Raw genomic sequence first — 16,757 nt, forward strand, 5'->3', positions numbered from 1 at the left:
CTATAGGCAAAAGCCAAGACGGGAAGTGGTCTCACCAATCCCTAGTCCCCAGTCCCTAATTATGCCTTGGTCTCGAATTTTAAGTGGAATTATTGCGATCGCTGTTGCTCTTTCAGCTACTGTTTTGGGTGGATGGTACTTTACCATCGTGTTTGCCGCGATCATTTTTTTGGGTCAGAAAGAATACTTTAACCTGGTCAGAGCCAAAGGCATAGCTCCCGCTGCTAAAACAACTATGGTTGTCAGTCAAATTCTCCTAGTGATTTGTACGTTGGATGGCAATTTAGCTGATGCTGTCATGCCAGTAGCGGGTACATTTATTTGTTTTTACTTACTGTTTCAACCCAAAATGGCCACAATTGCGGACATTTCCGCTTCAATCTTGGGGTTATTCTACACTGGTTATTTGCCGAGTTACTGGGTAAGGTTGCGAGCTTTCAATACTACCGCCAGCAACATTCCTTTGGGAGGCTACTGGCCTCCCAATTGGACAGATTTTCTCGCCAATAGACATTCAGCTTCTTTACCAGACGGTTTGACAGCAACGCTACTGACTTTCTTCTGTATATGGGCAGCAGATATTGGTGCTTATTTTTTTGGTAAATTTTTTGGCAAAACCCCTTTGTCTGACATCAGTCCCAAAAAAACTGTTGAAGGCGCTGTCTTCGGTGTTGCCGCTAGTATTATTGTCGCTTTTGCGATCGCCTACTATTTCAACTGGCCCGAATATGTGATTACTGGTCTGACATTAGGTTTGCTGATTGGTGTTGCTGGTCTTCTAGGCGATCTGACTGAGTCGATGCTCAAACGGGATGCTGGAGTAAAAGATTCAGGACAATTAATTCCCGGTCATGGTGGCATTTTAGATCGTACTGATAGTTATATTTTTACCGCACCATTGGTTTACTATTTTGTCTCTCTCCTATTGCCATTGCTAGTTTAGTCATTAGTCATTAGTCATTAGTCAAGAGTCAAGAGTCAAAAGTTAGTGGTTAGTGGTTAGTGGTTAGTGGTTAGTAGTAGTTATTTCTCCCCATCATCTCCCCCTCCCCCACTCTCCCCATCTCCCACTCTCCCACTCTCCCATGTGGTAAGAGTAATGATAGCCATTTCACATCACAAAAGAATATTACACTTGTGTAACCAAACTTAGGAAATATACTCTAGTAACGAAAAAATGGTATCTTTCTCAATTGAAGGAAAAATTCAGTTGCAACTATAGAGAAGTATGTCAATTTCTAAGCTGAATTTTACTCCTATCGCTATTGAGTAGATTGCGCGCCAGCAAAATTGGCTGCTCAATTGCTAGATACTGATAGGTTATGTCTTCAGCCGAGGGATTATGTACTTAGCCAAATGTTACTCCGTTTTAAGGACAACACTGATACTTTTAGTCGCCAATTGAAGTGAAGTTTGCTAGCAAAACCAATTCATAATCGTACAAACAGGGTTTTTTGCAAAATTGGCAACAACAGCCTAGTGGGAAAGGAGAAAGTGATGCCAGATGAGAAATCCCTAGCCATTGATGTGACTAAAGTGGATGCTCGTAAGCACATTCTCGCCAAACCACCCATATTATCAAGTCACGAGTCAGGCTGGGAAAACCTTGGTTTGGAGTATCACATCCAACCCCCATATGAAAGCCAAGAACATTATGCCACGCATTATACACTTGTGATTAGGCTGAAATGTCAGTTAGGGTTTGAGCGATGGCTAGGTGAATGCCACAAAAGTGAAGACACTATGTTAGGCGACGTAGCGGTAATTCCTCCCTACGTAACTCACAAGGCAGCTACTTCTGAGGAATCTGAATTTATTGCTTTGACGTTAGATTCTAAGCTAGTAGCAAATATAGCCTATGAATCAGTTAATCCAAATGTAGTTGAAATAATACCACACTTTTCCAAACCAGATCCGCTGATTTATCAAATTGGGCTTGCCCTCAAAGCAGCACTGGAATCAAATAGTTTGGGCAGTCGCCTTTATGCTGATTCTATGGCAACGGCGCTGTCAGCTCATTTGTTGCAACATTACTCTGTACCGAAACATTCTCTTCAAGACTATGGTGGAGGATTGCCCAAACACAAACTACAGCGGGTAACTGAATATATAATTGACCATTTGGCTGAAGATTTGTTGCTAGGAGCTATGGCTCAGGAAGTAGGCATGAGTCGATACCACTTTGCTCGTTTATTCAAGCAGTCTACAGGGCTTTCTCCCTACCAGTATGTAATTCACTGCCGAATTGAGCGTGCTAAGATGTTGCTTTTGCAAACTAAACTAAAAATTTCTGAAGTTGCTTCTATGGTAGGTTTTGCCGATCAAAGCCAATTTACACGCCACTTCAAGCGCCTGTTGGGGGTAACACCCAAGGAGATTCGCAAACAGTAGCAATAATCTTCTAAAAAAGCAATAATCATCTATACAGCAACAATCCAGTTTTTATAGCCTTAGATAGAAGAATTTAAAATCCCTATTGGTCTCGGCTAGTGGTGTTCAGCCCTAGCAGCTCCCCCTAGTTTTTGCTCACAACGCAGAGTTAGCAGCCTGCAACTCGAAAATTGATGGGCAAGGGAAGCGTCAGGAGTCGGGGAAGAAAAGGGAGAATAACTTTAAGTTTTCCAAATTTCCCCACTCTTTTATCCCACTCTTCCATCTTATCCTCAAAGTTTAGTTTTGTAACCTCTAGGTGTGAGGAGGGGGATCTAAGCTTAAGCAAAAGTCTGAAGATGCATCTCAACAGATACTTCTGCCAAAAGCGCTGGCTGGGCGTTCTACCACTAGATCTTTTTCATGTCTCTTTTAAGGAGAGTAAATGAACGGTAGTAGCGAGCCTCGCGGTATACGCTCTGATGCGATTGGAATTATTCTACCCTTAGAACTGCGATCGCAAATCATTGATATCCTCAATCAAACGCTGGCAACCACAGTAGATCTGAAGACTCAGATCAAGCAGGCTTATTGGAATGTCGAAGCTCAGAATTCTCATGATATACACGAGCTGTTTGATGAAATTGCCACTGAACTAGATTTGTATATTGATTTGCTTGCACAGCGAGTCACAAATCTTGGAGGTTTAGCAATGGGGACTGCTCGTAATGCAGCTGGGCAATCAATCTTACCTGAATATCCCCTCAATATCATCGAAAGAAAAGACCATATTGCTTCAGTTGCAGAGCGTCTAGCAATATACGGCAATTTACTATGGGAGAACATTGATCGCACAGCTGTACTGGGGGATGCAGATACTGCTTACCTCTATGCAGAAATCTCTATGGTCGTTGATAAGCGTTTGTGGTTCTTGGACACTCATATTGTCAACTCAGTTATGAATGTGAATAATCAGCTAGCAGAATATAACTGAATCATCTAGGTTATAAGGGTGTAGGTGAATGGGGGTGTAGGGGAAATAACTCATTCTTCACTCATCACAGAGAATGATGGGAAGTTATACCATTTCACAAAAACTCTGATCCAAATACAGATAGTAGAGACGCGAAATTACCCTGCGGTAACGCCTGCGGCGTACGCGTCTCTACAAAATTTATATGTATCTTAAAAAGTAAAAAGTAAAAAGATAATCCCCATAAATAAATGCGCGGGGATTTAATAAGGACATATTGTTTCTTGCACTGCGTGTCTCAAAACAAATGTTTTTATTTCTTTCCATAAATAAATAATGGTGCTTAAACCATTTTTGTTTTTCTTTATGAGTGCCTTTGAACTTTTTACTTTTGCCTTGTTTGGTGATTAGCGTGAAACGGTATTACGTCTTTCAGGGGTGGATAGCCGACTTGCTAAGTCCCATTAGTAACATTTCTTGGTCAATAAGCAGTCGGAATATCATGTCAAAATCGCTCCACCCATTAACCGCTCATACCGATACTTCAATTCTTCTTTCATCAAATACCAACGCTCCAAAGTTGCATCTATTTCTATCACCTTTTCCGCAGCTTGCCGCGCTAGCATTAGCACTTCCTCATCTTCCACTAAACTCGCTAAGGTAAAATCTGGTACACCAGACTGGCGAGTTCCCAGCACTTCACCGGGGCCGCGAAAACGCATATCCATTTCGGAGATAAAAAAGCCATCCTGGGATTGTTCCAATACTTTCAGTCGTTGCTGTGCATCAGGGCTTCTCGAACTGCTCATCAACAGACAGTAAGACTGAGCCGCACCTCTACCAACACGTCCTCGCAGCTGGTGCAATTGAGATAAGCCAAATCGCTCTGCATTTTCAATGAGCATCACTGTTGCATTAGGTACATCTACGCCAACTTCCACTACTGTAGTAGAAACCAAAATTTGAGTGTCGTTATTGCGAAATTTACTGATTGCGTCGTCTTTTTCAGCAGAACTCATGCGTCCGTGCAGCAGTCCCACTTGAAATTCAGGAAACACGCTTTCCTGTAACTTTTGATGCTCCTCTACTGCCGATCGCACATCTAGTTTTTCCGATTCTTCTACCAAGGGCAAAACTACATAAGCTTGCCGTCCTTGGGCTATTTCCCGGCGGATCAGGTCGTAAGCATGGCTACGTTGTTGACTCGTTAGTGCCGTGGTTTGAATTTTTTGCCGTCCTGGTGGCAATTCATCAATCTGACTCACATCCAAATCCCCGTGAATTGTTAACGCTAGTGTCCGGGGAATGGGCGTAGCTGTCATAGTTAATACATGGGGTTGCTCGCCTTTTTGCTGCAACCGCGCTCGCTGTTCCACCCCAAAGCGGTGCTGTTCGTCAATTACCACTAAACCCAAGCGCTGAAAGTTGACAGGGTCTTGAATCAAGGCATGAGTTCCCACCAATAAGGGCAATTCTCCCGTTTCTAATTGGGCGTGAATTTGTCGTCTTTTGACAGTTTTCGTAGAGCCTGTCAGTAATTCTACTGGTAAATACAGCAGGTTAAACCAGCTAACTAACTTGCGGTAGTGCTGTTCTGCTAAAACTTCTGTGGGAGCCATGAGTGCAGCTTGATACCCTGATTGAATGGCAGCAAGGATGGCAACTACAGCTACAACCGTTTTCCCAGAACCAACATCACCTTGCACTAGGCGATTCATTGGTACTGATTTTTGCAAGTCGTTGAGAATATCATTGATGACTCGTTGCTGGGCATTAGTAAGTTGAAAAGGTAGTATGTCGTAAAATTTTTCCAGTAACTGACCTCTAGGAGCAAGAACAGCGCTGGTTTGTATTTGCCTGGCTTTGTGTTGACGTTGCAGTAAACCCAGTTGCAGATAGAAAAATTCATCAAATACAAGACGACGACGGGCATGTTGGAGAGTGTCGCTATCTGAGGGGAAATGAATGTTGGCGATCGCATCTTTCAATTCCATCAACTCATACTTACCCCGTAAACCACTGGGTAAGGGATCTTTAAGATGAGCCGCAGTAGGCAAAACAGCAATAACTGCCTGTCGCACGAGATCCGCCCCTACTCCCTCTGTTAGGCCATAAACAGGCACTACTCGTCCGATAGTCAGCGATTCTATAGTATCGCCTGGATGGGCTAAAACTTCCAATTCTGGATCTTCCAGCGTCAAACCGTATTTACTTTCTTTCACCAAACCACACGCCGCCACAATACTACCGACTGGATAGCGGCGCTTTAAACTCTCTTGCCAAGCGCGACTGGTATAGCGCGTACCCGCAAAAAAGCGACCAATTTTGATCCGAGCAGTGTTATCTCGTAATACAAGTTCTAAAATTGTCAACTTTTTATTTTTTGGGCTAGTAAAGCAATTGCAACTCTTTACCGTTGCTACTATTGTCACCGTTTCACCAGCCTGTAACTCACGGATACTCACCTGACGCGCATAATCAATATGGTCGCGGGGATAGTAAAAAAGCAAGTCACGCACAGTGTATAAACCAAGACGCGCTAGCTTATCAGCTTTTCTGAGCCCTATTTCTGGTAAATCGCTCAGTTTTTGGTCTAACTTGGGGGCAAGATTGCGACTTACCTCCGCAACGATTTGAGATTTGGGATTTTGGACTTTGGGTTTTGGGAGTGGGGATTTATACTCTTCTCCCACTCCCCCTCTCCCAGACGCGCCATGGCGCGTCTCTACATCTGTTCCACTCTCCTGCTGCTGTTGCAATTGATAAAGATACCTGCGAGTCTCAACTACTAACTGTTGCCTATCTTCTAGCCCCAGATTTGGATACTTAGCAAATTGAGCCGCTAGTTCTTGCCAGCGACGGCGTTCATCACTTGATAAGCCAATCGGAAATTTGCCGAAAGTTAAGGTGAGAAACTCACTGAAGCGATATTGCCTACCTACCAAGTCAGTAAAGCCTTGTTCTGCTTCTATTGCTAGGGCTTTTTGCAATCGTATCCAGTCTGGTTTGTCAGTGGTCATTAGTCAAAAGTCAAGAGTCAAGAGTCAAGGGTCAAGAGTCAAGGGTCAAGAGTCAATTAACTTTGGACTTTTGACTTTGGACTCTTGACTATTAATTAATCTTCAAACCAACTAGCACGCCATGCTGCTTCAGCTTCGGCAACTGAAAGCTCTCGCTGTTTTTTTTGATAGTCCAACCCAAGTTTATTGAGTTGAGCTAGGATATTGCGAATCTGCTTGCGTTCTGACGATAGTTTGGTATCAGCAAATTCAATTTCTACAAGACGCAAGTTAATAGCCATGATTTGTGTCAGGCTAGATTCTTCTGGCTCCTGTTCATTTTCAATTTCAATTACTAAGTTTAAGAGATTGGGTGGAGCTGGTACTACCTCAGCAGATGCATCTGAGCCAGCTGCTTCTAAAATCGGTTCTGGCAGTTGTTTGGGTAATATCTTGGCTTTTTGTAATAAGAGATTAGTCTCACGAGAAATTTTTCTGAGCGTGCCTTGTGCCGACTTCTCTATGTACTGTTGCCATTTTGCTAGTTCTATCGGGTTTGAAGAGGATGGAAAGACAGGGTAAGAAGGTGAGAGGGAAAAGTTAGCATTTTCTTCATTTTCTTCATTTTCTTCCCCTTCTTCATTTTTCTGTTCGTCCTCACTTTCTACACCAGCTACCATTAAGGAGGAAATCCCTATAAGGCTCTGGCTCCATTCATCTACGGTGTCACTTTCGACTTGTTTGTGTGACGGTTGTTGTGCATCATTGTTTATAAGAGCTAGTAATTGTTCAGCGGCCTGTTGACCTAACTTGCGAACGGACTGTTGCAAATTTTGCCGCTGACTTAAGCTCAATTTTAGAAAGTTTTCGGAATACCTCTGAGTACATAGATGATAAACCGCCAGAATCAATTGCTGCCGCACGGCTTGCCCTAAGGTAGCTAGATAACTGACATAAGCAGTTTTGAGTTCTTGGGCGATCGCGGCAATCGCCTCTTCTAACACTGCAAGATCCCGCTCAATTCGCTCAATTGGTCTCGCCATATCTTTTCGTTATTGCCCATTGCAACCCAAATGTAATAGTACAAATGTACGTTTACATTTTAAGATAACTGTCCAGAGGAGTTTAGATTTTAGCTTGAATTTGTTGGTTGTTGGTGTTTAGTAAGCTGTTGCGCTTACACATTGCACTTTTTTTCGTTAAGACCGTCATTTGTCCAAAGTCATTTGTCCTTGGTTATTAATGGCCAATGACTAATGACTAATGACGACCCTCACGAGCAATTGTGCAATTTTAAGGCGTTACAGCTTAGTTAGTTAAGAGGAGTACCGTAATACTATGAAAGACAGGTCAGCCTCTTTTGCTTAACCTGTCCTTGAAAAAGTCATCTGTCCTTAGTCATTAGTCATTTGTCTTTACTGCTAATGACAAATGACTAATGACTAATAACTAAAATCACTTACTACCCATTTGTGCAGCTACTTCATCGGCAAAGTTACTTTCTTTCTTTTCAATGCCTTCGCCTAGAATAAAGCGAACAAAGCGACGGATTTGGATATTTTCACCGAGTTGGGCGATCGCCTGCTTAACCAGTTCTTCTACAGTGATGCTCTGATCGCGAATATAAGGCTGATCCATCAAAGTCATTTCCTTCAGACGCTTTTCAATTCGTCCTTGAACAATTTTTTCTTTGACGTTGTCAGGCTTATTCGCGATATCATCCCGCCCCATTTCTATATCTTTTTCCTTTTGGACGATATTAGGCGGGATGTCTGCTACATTCACGTACTCTACGTTTGGACAAGCCGCAATTTGCATGGCGACGTTTCGCACCAAAGTTTGAAACTCTTCACGGCGAGCAACGAAGTCAGTTTCGCAGTTTATTTCAACCAGTACACCGACTCTACCGCCTGTGTGGATATAGCTGCCTACGAGTCCTTCTGCCGCCACCCGATCCGCTTTGGCTCCAGCTTTGGCAATGCCTTTTTTACGCAGCCATTCTTCGGCTTTCGCCATATCGCCATTGTTTTCTTGCAGCGCTTTTTTACAGTCCATCATGCCAGCGCCAGTTTTTTGGCGTAGCTCTTGGACGAGTTTTGCAGATATTTCCGCCATTTTGCCTCAATTCCTACTTAGACTGACACTTGTAATCGCTCTCGGGTTTTGAGTATTTCTATCTTACTAAGGGCTTGGTAATTGGGGATTGGGGATTGGGGATTGGGTATTGGGTACCAGGTTCCTAATTTCTAATCCCTAGTCCCTTCCAGTCCCTATTACCCATTACCCATTACCTAATTTATTCTTCCTCTTCTTCATCGGGAATAAACGAGTCAGCGTAATCGCTTTCTTCGTAATCGTAATCTTCCTCAGCGCCCTCGTATTCTTCGTATTCTTCTTCTACATCCAACTGACCATGACGACCTTCATAAATTGCGTCCGCCAATTTGCCGACGATTAGCTTAATCGAACGGATAGCATCGTCATTTGCTGGGATAGGAATATCCACTACATCTGGATCGCAGTTTGTATCCAACATTGATACAATCGGAATTCCCAGTTTGATACATTCTTGAACTGCGTTGTATTCCCGGCGTTGATCTACAATCACGACTACATCGGGGACTTTCCGCATAGTTTTAATGCCCCCCAGGTATTTCTGAAGCTTCGCCAACTCGCGGCGTAGCATTGAGGCTTCTTTTTTTGGCAATAAATCAAGAGCGCCGCTTTCTTCCCGGCGTTCTAATTCTTTGAGACGGTCTACCCGCGTTTTGATAGTTGCCCAGTTGGTGAGCATTCCGCCCAACCAGCGCTGGTTAATGTAGTGAGCACCACAACGAGACGCTTCTTGGGCAATAATACCCGCTGCTTGCCGCTTAGTGCCAACAAAAAGGAACTTTTTGCCTTGCTCAGCTTGCGATCGCATATAAGTATATGCTTCTTCCATCAACTGAGCAGTTTGCACCAAGTCAATGATGTGTACTCCGTTGCGGGCGGTGTATATATAAGGAGACATTTTGGGGTTCCACCTGCGGGTCTGATGACCAAAGTGAACCCCTGACTCCATCATTTGAGCCAAAGAAACAACAGCCATTATTTAACTCCTATTCGGGTTAAACCTCCACCCAGGCGTATTTCTATTTCAGAAACACCCGAACTCCTGGATGTGCGAGATTAAAGAACCATACTAAGGTAGCATATTTTGGAAGAGGGAATCGGGGATTCGGGATTCGGGATTGGGAAGAGACTTGTTAAATAATTCTCCCTTGTCTGCCTTGTCTGCCTTGTCTCTCCCAGATCCCCGATCTCTAATCCCCGATCACCTCACTTCTGCATAAGCTTCATAGACTCCTTTGACGTTATACCAATTGAGAAAAATCCGGGCAATTTCTAAAGCCCATTGGGGTTTTCCGATACTAATTAGCCATTGCAACAATGGAGCCATCGTACGTTCATTTAGAGTGCCATTGAGTGAGAGAATTCCCCACAACAAACGATGCAACCAAGTCATTTGAATCATCATTCGCACTTCCCAAGAAGGATGCTTTTGATAAAATAAAACTCCCATGCGTCCTCGCTGAATTTCTTTATCAATTAAGCGAGGAATTTGCTCTAAGCTAAAAGGCGGATGCCAATGATAACCTACAGCTGCTGGACATTTAATAAGTTTTAAACCCAGTTGTTTGAGCCTAACGCCTAGTTCTAAATCTTCCCAACCATAAAGCTGAAAGCGAGTATCAAAAAGTCCTGCTTTCTCTAACCAGTGCTTGGGAATAGCGATGTTACCCGTAGCAAAAAAAGCGGCAGAAAAATCTGTGAGTTTATATGGTTCAGAAGTGGGATGCTCAAAATTGCAGGTATTGATTACTGCACCATAGGTGAAAAAGCGATCGCTCCGCAATTCCTTTTGTCCCTGTACTAGCGCATCAGCATGAGCTTGCAAGAAATTCTCTGTTACTACTAAATCGCTATCTATAAAGATAATTGTGTCTCCATGCGCTTGCTCTACTCCTAAATTCCGCGCAGCAGCAGGCCCTTGATGGTCTTGCTTGAAGGTTCGCACATGGGGAAACTCAGTTTTGTGTGTCTCCAACCACTCCAAAGTGCCATCAGTAGAACCATCATCCACCAAGACAATTTCATAACCTTGTAGAGACGTTGCATGCAACGTCTCTACATTATTCAACTGCTGCGTCTCCAATGCTCTGAGGCACTTTTCCAGAATCGGCTTACGATTGTATGTCGGAATAACAACGCTAAAAAACACGGTCTCACTCACAACACTATTACCCATTTCTAAGATAGGACAACTAGGACACTAACACTGTTCCTTATTTTTAAGAGGTGTAGGGAATAAGGGTATGAGGGTGCAGGTGAAGAAATTAAGGGTATATTTGGTCTTTTCAAGTCAGCCAACTTATTTCTCCTATGCTCTTATCCCTTTATATCCTCACACCCTAAGTGATGACCGTGCTTGCTCACCATTCGATTGGGAGAGCCAGAGGCTCCAAGCTGTTGCATCGGCGTGCAAGATGTGAAACTTAATATTGTTTTCCTTGAATTACATAATTCAAAATTTGCATCATGTTTGATGTATTTATATTTAAAATTCTATTTTTATAGCAACTAAATAAGAATATACTAATTTTTATTTTAACCTAATTTTAATTCAATCTTAATAAGATTAAGTTGTTTTACTTAACCTAATTATAACCTAATTTTAATATTCACTATTTAAATTTATATTGTTCATATTTCAGCAAAAACAAGCTTTGTTTGTGTCTTTATAACACATTTTTTGTAGTTTTTATAAATCACCTATTATCAAGCAAATAAGGTCTAAATAGTATCGCGACATAATGAATCTAATTTGCTCAGCCTTTTTTGAAAAATTTTATTTAATAAGTGATTTTTATGCCTATTAGTAACACAGTCTAGTCTAAGATTTTTAAACGCAAATTTTTGGTAATACCAAATTTGTAGAATTCATTTCTGCAAATGTATACCTGTTTTTTAATGACCAAAAATTTATGCATTTGACAAATAACTAAAGAGAGGAAAATTTTAATGTCAAAATTCACTCGAAGACAAATCTTAGTGTTTTTTGCAGGTAGTGCTGGTGCTGCTGTATTGGGAGACAAAATTTTAGATAGTGTTTATAATGTCGCAGAAGCAAAAAACCTGCCGCAGAGGTTCACACCTGTACGCCTACCGCATCCTTTACCTCTTTACAAAGATCTAGATAATTACTTGCCGAAACAGATTAGTCAAGGAGAAGTAATTAAGGCATCTGGAGATACTAAGTTAAATAGCTACACAGTAATTGATGATGTGGTAGTTCCACCAGAGTACGAACGTTATGTCATTGTCGGTTGGGGCGATCGCGTATTTCCTAACCATGATGATTATTTTGGTTACAACTGCGATTACACCAGTTTCGTTTCTATTGACAAAGACCTCAATCCTGGTTCTAGCAGAAACAAGAATAATGGTTATTTGTTCGTAAATCACGAATATGTCAGTTTCCCTATTTCTGAATTAGCACCAGAGACTCCAAAAGATGCGATCGGACTACCTACTGCATTTGCTTCAGTAATTGGGTGGACGTTACCCACTACCAGAGATAATCCCAATGACAGGATTCTAGTAGATGGGGAATTTTTATATAACCTAGGCGCATCTATCGTCCGCGTTTCTCGCCGTAACTACCCTAACCGTGGCGATCGCTTTGCTGTTGTCAAAGATCCCAATAATCGCCGCATCCACGGTCTTTCCGGATTGGGAATTAACAAAGAACGAAAGGATGATTATAAAAACGTTACTGCTTGGGGAACTCGCAGCTACCAGCAAGGAGACCAAAATTATTTAATTGGTACGGGCCCAGGTGCAACTGAAGTTTTTGAGTCTGTCAACTCCGATGGATTGGGTAATAGAATTATTGGCACTGCTTACAATTGTTCTGGTGGTACAACTCCTTGGGGAACTGTATTAACTGCTGAAGAAAACTTCCAAGGCAGTTCAGCGTTTTTCGTTGGTGTAACTGAATCTGTCAAGCCTGATGGCACTCAGACAGAATATACTAAAGACACTACTGGCGAGACTTTTGGTTTAGTAGGGGAAAAATACGGTTGGATGGTAGAAATTGATCCTGCCGATCCAAATTTCCGTCCTCGCAAACATACTTGGTTGGGTCGTTTCCGTCATGAAAACGTCGCTGTGCGCGTTCAACCAGGCAAAAAATTAGTTGCGTACATGGGTGATGACAGACGTGGGGGACACACCTGGAAATTTGTCAGCACAGGTACCGTATCTAACCCAGATGATAAAAACAACAGCAAGTTGTGGGAAGACGGTATTTTGTATGTAGCCCGTTACAACGAAAATGGCACAGGTGAATGGATACCGTTACTCTTGAATACTTCTACCAACCCTATACCGCCAACAGTTATTTCTTCTGTAGAATTTAACGCCTTGGGTTCAGCGCAAAGAGAAGGTCTTTTAAAACTACCGAAACGCAATGGTATTGCAGGTCAAACAGAAGATGGTGGCGCGTTTAACTGCGATCGCACTAATGAAGCAACAGCACTGTCTGATTATCAAAATAAGAAGCTATCTGACTTCTATAAAACCCAAGGTGCTGTTCTGTGTGATGCTTTCTTAGCAGCGAACTTGGCTGGGGGAACTCCTACAGCACGTCCAGAAGATTTAGAAGTTCATCCGCTGACGAAAGAGGTATTCATTGCCTATACCGATGGTGCACCAGGAAGCGATGGTTATCCTGATTCGCGAATTTTCCAGGTAGCCAAGTTAAGTGCAGATGTGAATGCAACCCAGCAATCAGGAGGACTTTACAAGATTATTGAAGATAGTGCTGACGGTACAGGTCAAACTTTCCGTTGGGAAAGATTTTCCCAAGGTGGGGAAGCTGGTTCAGTAGCTGGGGCTGGTTTTGGTAATGTAGATAACCTAGTGTTCGATTTTCGGGGTAATGTTTGGGGTGTGACGGATATGTCTACCGACACCCACAACGGTTTTGGTCTTGGTGCTAATCCTGAACAAAACACCATAGATCACACCAAGACTGGGAATGTTTCCACTTTCACAGGGGTTTTTGGTAATAACTGGCTGTTCTTTATCCCTACCATTGGCCCAAATGCGGGAGAGGTAATACCATTTGCTTATGGCCCAATGCGTTGTGAAATGACCGGCCCGACTTTTGTAGGAGATACGCTAATTATTTCGGTACAGCATCCTGGAGAAAATTGTCCAATTAACGATGGCACGATTTTGAGTCGCACTATTGAGATGCTAGATTTGAGTGGAAATACATTCAATCAAACTCGCACTGTGCCTCGTGGTAGTAGTTGGCCTAGCAATATCTCACCAGAGGATGGCGGTAAGGGTGAACCTACAGGGATTCCCCGTCCATCGGTAATTGGCATTCAACGTAAAAAGGGTAACGGCAGATTTATTTAGCGATAGAAGCGCGATCGCACTTTTACAGTAATACTAAGTTGCAGTGAAAGAAGTACTTCCCTCACCCCGCCTGTCGGCACCCCTCTCCCAATTTGGAACAGGGGAAGGGGAGAGGGCACGAATTGCTATTGCTATGTCTGAACGCAACTTGGTATAAAATACCGTAGAGAAGCTCGATGCTGAATCTCTACGGTATTTTTTATTTCTTTGCCAATTAAAAATCACAGTTAAAACTTAGAGAATATATTTAAATAAAAACACATAATCATTTAAGTATGGAAATCCCAAGTTTTTACATTGTCCAGTCATATTAGCTTTAATTTCAAATCAATTATCTGTGTTCGTGTTTGTGCATCTTTGGCTCAAAATCACCGATAATCCGACTTTTTTACCACACTTTCTTAACTCTTTCCCTCTTTTCTCTATACACCCTCCGTACTCGGCACTTCCATATAAATATAATTTTTACAGAACAAATAAAACTGTTTTGTGTTGATTTGCAGATAATTTACTGCCATGTATATTCATGAATAAAATATACGAGGATTATTTGGAATATAATAATCACTCAATTCTTTGTTTTGTTGACTGGAGAAACTAATGGGTCGCGCCAAAAAGGTTGTCTTGGCATATTCTGGCGGAGTAGATACATCAGTGTGCATTCCCTACCTTAAGCATGAGTGGGGCGTGGAAGAAGTGATTACCCTAGCAGCAGACTTGGGCCAGGGGGATGAATTGGAACCAGTCCGAGAAAAAGCCTTGAAATCAGGTGCAAGTGAATCGTTGGTAGCCGATGTCAAAGAAACCTTTGTGAAAGATTATGCTTTTCCTGCTATTCAAGCCAATGCTCTTTACGAGGGCTGCTATCCTCTAGCAACAGCGCTTGCTCGTCCACTGATTGCTAAGGTATTAGTAGAAACCGCAGAAAAATATGGTGCTGATGCGATCGCTCACGGCTGTACTGGTAAGGGTAACGATCAGGTGCGCTTTGATGTTGCCGTTGCAGCCCTTAATCCCCATCTCAAAATTCTCGCACCTGCGCGGGAATGGGGAATGAGTCGCGAGCAAACTATCGCCTACGGAGAACAGTTTGGCATCCCCGCACCAGTCAAAAAATCTTCTCCCTACAGTATTGATCGGAATTTACTTGGTCGGAGCATTGAAGCAGGTATTTTGGAAGATCCAGCAGTAGAACCACCAGAAGAAATTTATTTGATGACAAAAGCGATCGCTCACGCTCCCGATGAACCAGAGTACATTGAAATTGGTTTTACTAGAGGCATTCCTACTAGCCTTAACGGCGAAGCAAAAAACTCGATTGAGCTAATTGAACAAATCAATCAGGTCGCAGGAAGGCATGGTGTCGGGCGCATCGACATGATTGAAAACCGCTTGGTAGGGATTAAATCGCGGGAAATCTACGAATCCCCTGCGATGGTAGTGTTAATTCAAGCGCATCGCGATTTGGAAAGTCTGACATTGACGGCAGATGTCACCCATTACAAACGTGGGATTGAAGAATCTTACAGCCAATTGATTTACAACGGTTTGTGGTATAGTCCCTTGAAAGCAGCCCTTGATGCTTTTATTCAAAAAACCCAAGAGCAAGTGTCTGGTACTGTGCGGGTGAAGTTATTCAAAGGTAACGCTGCGATCGTTGGGCGTCGTTCTGAAAATTCTTTGTACACTCCTGATTTGGCAACCTACGGGGCTGAAGACCAATTTGACCATAAAGCAGCTGAAGGCTTTATCTATGTTTGGGGTCTGCCTACTCGGATTTGGGCACAGCAAGGTAAGAGATAGGAAGTAGGGGGATTGGGAATTGGGGATTGGGAATTGAAGTACTGATTTTTCCTATGCCCCATGCCCATTGCCCATCACTCCAAACCCCACCGCCCCAACATGATTTTTACTCTCCGGCTGTACGATTAACTTGACGAGCTTCCAACCACAAAGGAATAGCGATTATAGCTACAACAATTAGTAAGGCCGCGATCGCAAATTTACTTACCCAGGCAACCAATTGTTCTAGGGAGATAATTCTTCCTGCAAAAAAAGCTAGTGTCACCATTACACTAGCCCACGTACTTGCTCCTGCCAGATTGTATAGACAGAATTTTCCGAAAGGCATTTCGGCTATACCAGCTAGTGGTGCTGCAAAAATACGCAGCAAGGCTAAAAAACGCCCAAAAAATACAGCTTTCGCTGCATTATCACTAAATTGTTCTTTGATATTCAAAAGTCGGGTTTCTGAGATCCTAAACAGGCTACCGAGTCGCACAAGCATCGACCAGCCGCCTATTCTACCAACCCAATAACCAAAAATTCCGCCAATCACGGCTCCTGCAATCGCATCACCTAGAACTAGCCAGTAGTTGAGTTCATGACTACCGGCTAGGAACCCACCTACTAGGGTTACGGTTTCACCAGGAATGGGAATGCCCAAATTCTCTAATAAAATTCCCAAAAAAACTGCCCAGTATCCGTATTGATGGGCAATTTCTTGGATATTTTCTAGCGAGATGAATTCCAAAGACATTCAGCACCGCAGCCTTTACAAATTTTTACTTTTACTATATCTTGGCTCGTTTTCTAGTGGTGTGTCAATCGAGCCGGTAAGAAACAGATAAACTGCAATCAAATTTCTGTGAAGTTTAAGGAACTTTCATGGATACTCATAAGTCTATAGCGAGTATTCTCTTTTAGAGGCAAGACATTTATTACACAGTATTTAAGTAAATTTAACTAGTTATATTTTGAGCTAATGCCGTAACACTCAAGATTTGATGCAGCTTATTCTATAAATAAGCTTTTTGTTGAGCAATTATAAATTAGTATTTCTTAATTTAAATTTACACATACAAGTTGAGTAATATCTACCACATCAGTAGACATACAGAGACAAAGCAAATGTTTTTATTAAAAATTTATAAAAATCTAGG

Annotated in this window: 11 protein-coding genes; 5 read left to right on the plus strand and 6 right to left on the minus strand. The window is 42.4% G+C overall.

Annotation, left to right across the window (positions count from 1 at the left end; translation table 11 throughout):
* The first annotated feature begins 61 nt into the window (after positions 1-61).
* From FIS9605_RS0134895 to dps, 3 genes are all read left to right on the plus strand, one after another.
* On the plus strand, positions 62-943 hold the full coding sequence (locus FIS9605_RS0134895; protein WP_026736607.1) for a phosphatidate cytidylyltransferase: 882 nt from the start codon (positions 62-64) through the stop codon (positions 941-943).
* Between the two features lie 554 nt (positions 944-1,497).
* Positions 1,498-2,391 (plus strand): helix-turn-helix domain-containing protein, encoded by an 894-nt coding sequence (locus FIS9605_RS0134900; protein ID WP_026736608.1) that lies wholly within the window; start codon positions 1,498-1,500, stop codon positions 2,389-2,391.
* Positions 2,392-2,815: 424 nt separating this feature from the next.
* Entirely contained in the window at positions 2,816-3,364 is a 549-nt protein-coding gene (gene dps / locus FIS9605_RS0134905) for a DNA starvation/stationary phase protection protein Dps (protein ID WP_026736609.1), read from the plus strand.
* 479 nt (positions 3,365-3,843) lie between these two features.
* On the opposite strand, the gene recG is transcribed toward dps, so the two are convergent.
* The 5 genes from recG to FIS9605_RS0134930 all read right to left on the minus strand — a co-directional run bounded on the left by recG (position 3,844) and on the right by FIS9605_RS0134930 (position 10,633).
* Positions 3,844-6,363 (minus strand): ATP-dependent DNA helicase RecG, encoded by a 2,520-nt coding sequence (gene recG, locus FIS9605_RS0134910; protein WP_026736610.1) that lies wholly within the window; start codon positions 6,361-6,363, stop codon positions 3,844-3,846.
* A 95-nt stretch (positions 6,364-6,458) separates the two neighbouring features.
* Positions 6,459-7,385, minus strand: a complete 927-nt coding sequence (locus FIS9605_RS0134915) for a hypothetical protein (protein WP_026736611.1) — start codon at positions 7,383-7,385, stop codon at positions 6,459-6,461.
* Between the two features lie 412 nt (positions 7,386-7,797).
* Positions 7,798-8,457 (minus strand): translation elongation factor Ts, encoded by a 660-nt coding sequence (gene tsf / locus FIS9605_RS0134920; RefSeq protein WP_026736612.1) that lies wholly within the window; start codon positions 8,455-8,457, stop codon positions 7,798-7,800.
* Positions 8,458-8,638: 181 nt separating this feature from the next.
* Positions 8,639-9,433, minus strand: a complete 795-nt coding sequence (rpsB, locus tag FIS9605_RS0134925) for a 30S ribosomal protein S2 (protein WP_026736613.1) — start codon at positions 9,431-9,433, stop codon at positions 8,639-8,641.
* 225 nt (positions 9,434-9,658) lie between these two features.
* Complete coding sequence (locus FIS9605_RS0134930; protein WP_026736614.1) at positions 9,659-10,633, minus strand: glycosyltransferase family 2 protein; 975 nt, start codon at positions 10,631-10,633, stop codon at positions 9,659-9,661.
* Positions 10,634-11,406: 773 nt separating this feature from the next.
* Here FIS9605_RS0134930 and FIS9605_RS0134940 point away from each other — a divergent pair.
* Positions 11,407-13,815, plus strand: coding sequence for a PhoX family protein (locus FIS9605_RS0134940; protein ID WP_026736615.1), 2,409 nt, complete (start codon positions 11,407-11,409; stop codon positions 13,813-13,815).
* A gap of 600 nt (positions 13,816-14,415) precedes the next feature.
* The gene (locus FIS9605_RS0134945) at positions 14,416-15,618 is read left to right on the plus strand and encodes an argininosuccinate synthase (protein WP_026736616.1); all 1,203 of its coding nucleotides are present in this window, start codon (positions 14,416-14,418) and stop codon (positions 15,616-15,618) included.
* 106 nt (positions 15,619-15,724) lie between these two features.
* Here FIS9605_RS0134945 and FIS9605_RS0134950 read toward each other — a convergent pair whose 3' ends face one another.
* A complete protein-coding gene (locus FIS9605_RS0134950; RefSeq protein ID WP_026736617.1) occupies positions 15,725-16,354 on the minus strand; it encodes a DedA family protein in 630 nt (209 codons plus the stop codon).
* Positions 16,355-16,757: the final 403 nt, after the last annotated feature.

Origin of the sequence: Fischerella sp. PCC 9605, from assembly GCF_000517105.1 — a bacterium.
GTDB lineage: Bacteria > Cyanobacteriota > Cyanobacteriia > Cyanobacteriales > Nostocaceae > PCC9605.

Bases quoted from the DNA above. Each gene is read 5' to 3' on its own strand.
- FIS9605_RS0134945 (WP_026736616.1), top strand. From the start codon at position 14,416: ATGGGTCGCGCCAAAAAGGTTGTCTTGGCATATTCTGGCGGAGTAGAT.
- rpsB (WP_026736613.1), bottom strand. From the start codon at position 9,433: ATGGCTGTTGTTTCTTTGGCTCAAATGATGGAGTCAGGGGTTCACTTT.
- FIS9605_RS0134915 (WP_026736611.1), bottom strand. From the start codon at position 7,385: ATGGCGAGACCAATTGAGCGAATTGAGCGGGATCTTGCAGTGTTAGAA.
- FIS9605_RS0134950 (WP_026736617.1), bottom strand. From the start codon at position 16,354: ATGTCTTTGGAATTCATCTCGCTAGAAAATATCCAAGAAATTGCCCAT.
- recG (WP_026736610.1), bottom strand. From the start codon at position 6,363: ATGACCACTGACAAACCAGACTGGATACGATTGCAAAAAGCCCTAGCA.
- tsf (WP_026736612.1), bottom strand. From the start codon at position 8,457: ATGGCGGAAATATCTGCAAAACTCGTCCAAGAGCTACGCCAAAAAACT.
- FIS9605_RS0134895 (WP_026736607.1), top strand. From the start codon at position 62: ATGCCTTGGTCTCGAATTTTAAGTGGAATTATTGCGATCGCTGTTGCT.
- FIS9605_RS0134900 (WP_026736608.1), top strand. From the start codon at position 1,498: ATGCCAGATGAGAAATCCCTAGCCATTGATGTGACTAAAGTGGATGCT.
- FIS9605_RS0134930 (WP_026736614.1), bottom strand. From the start codon at position 10,633: ATGGGTAATAGTGTTGTGAGTGAGACCGTGTTTTTTAGCGTTGTTATT.
- dps (WP_026736609.1), top strand. From the start codon at position 2,816: ATGAACGGTAGTAGCGAGCCTCGCGGTATACGCTCTGATGCGATTGGA.
- FIS9605_RS0134940 (WP_026736615.1), top strand. From the start codon at position 11,407: ATGTCAAAATTCACTCGAAGACAAATCTTAGTGTTTTTTGCAGGTAGT.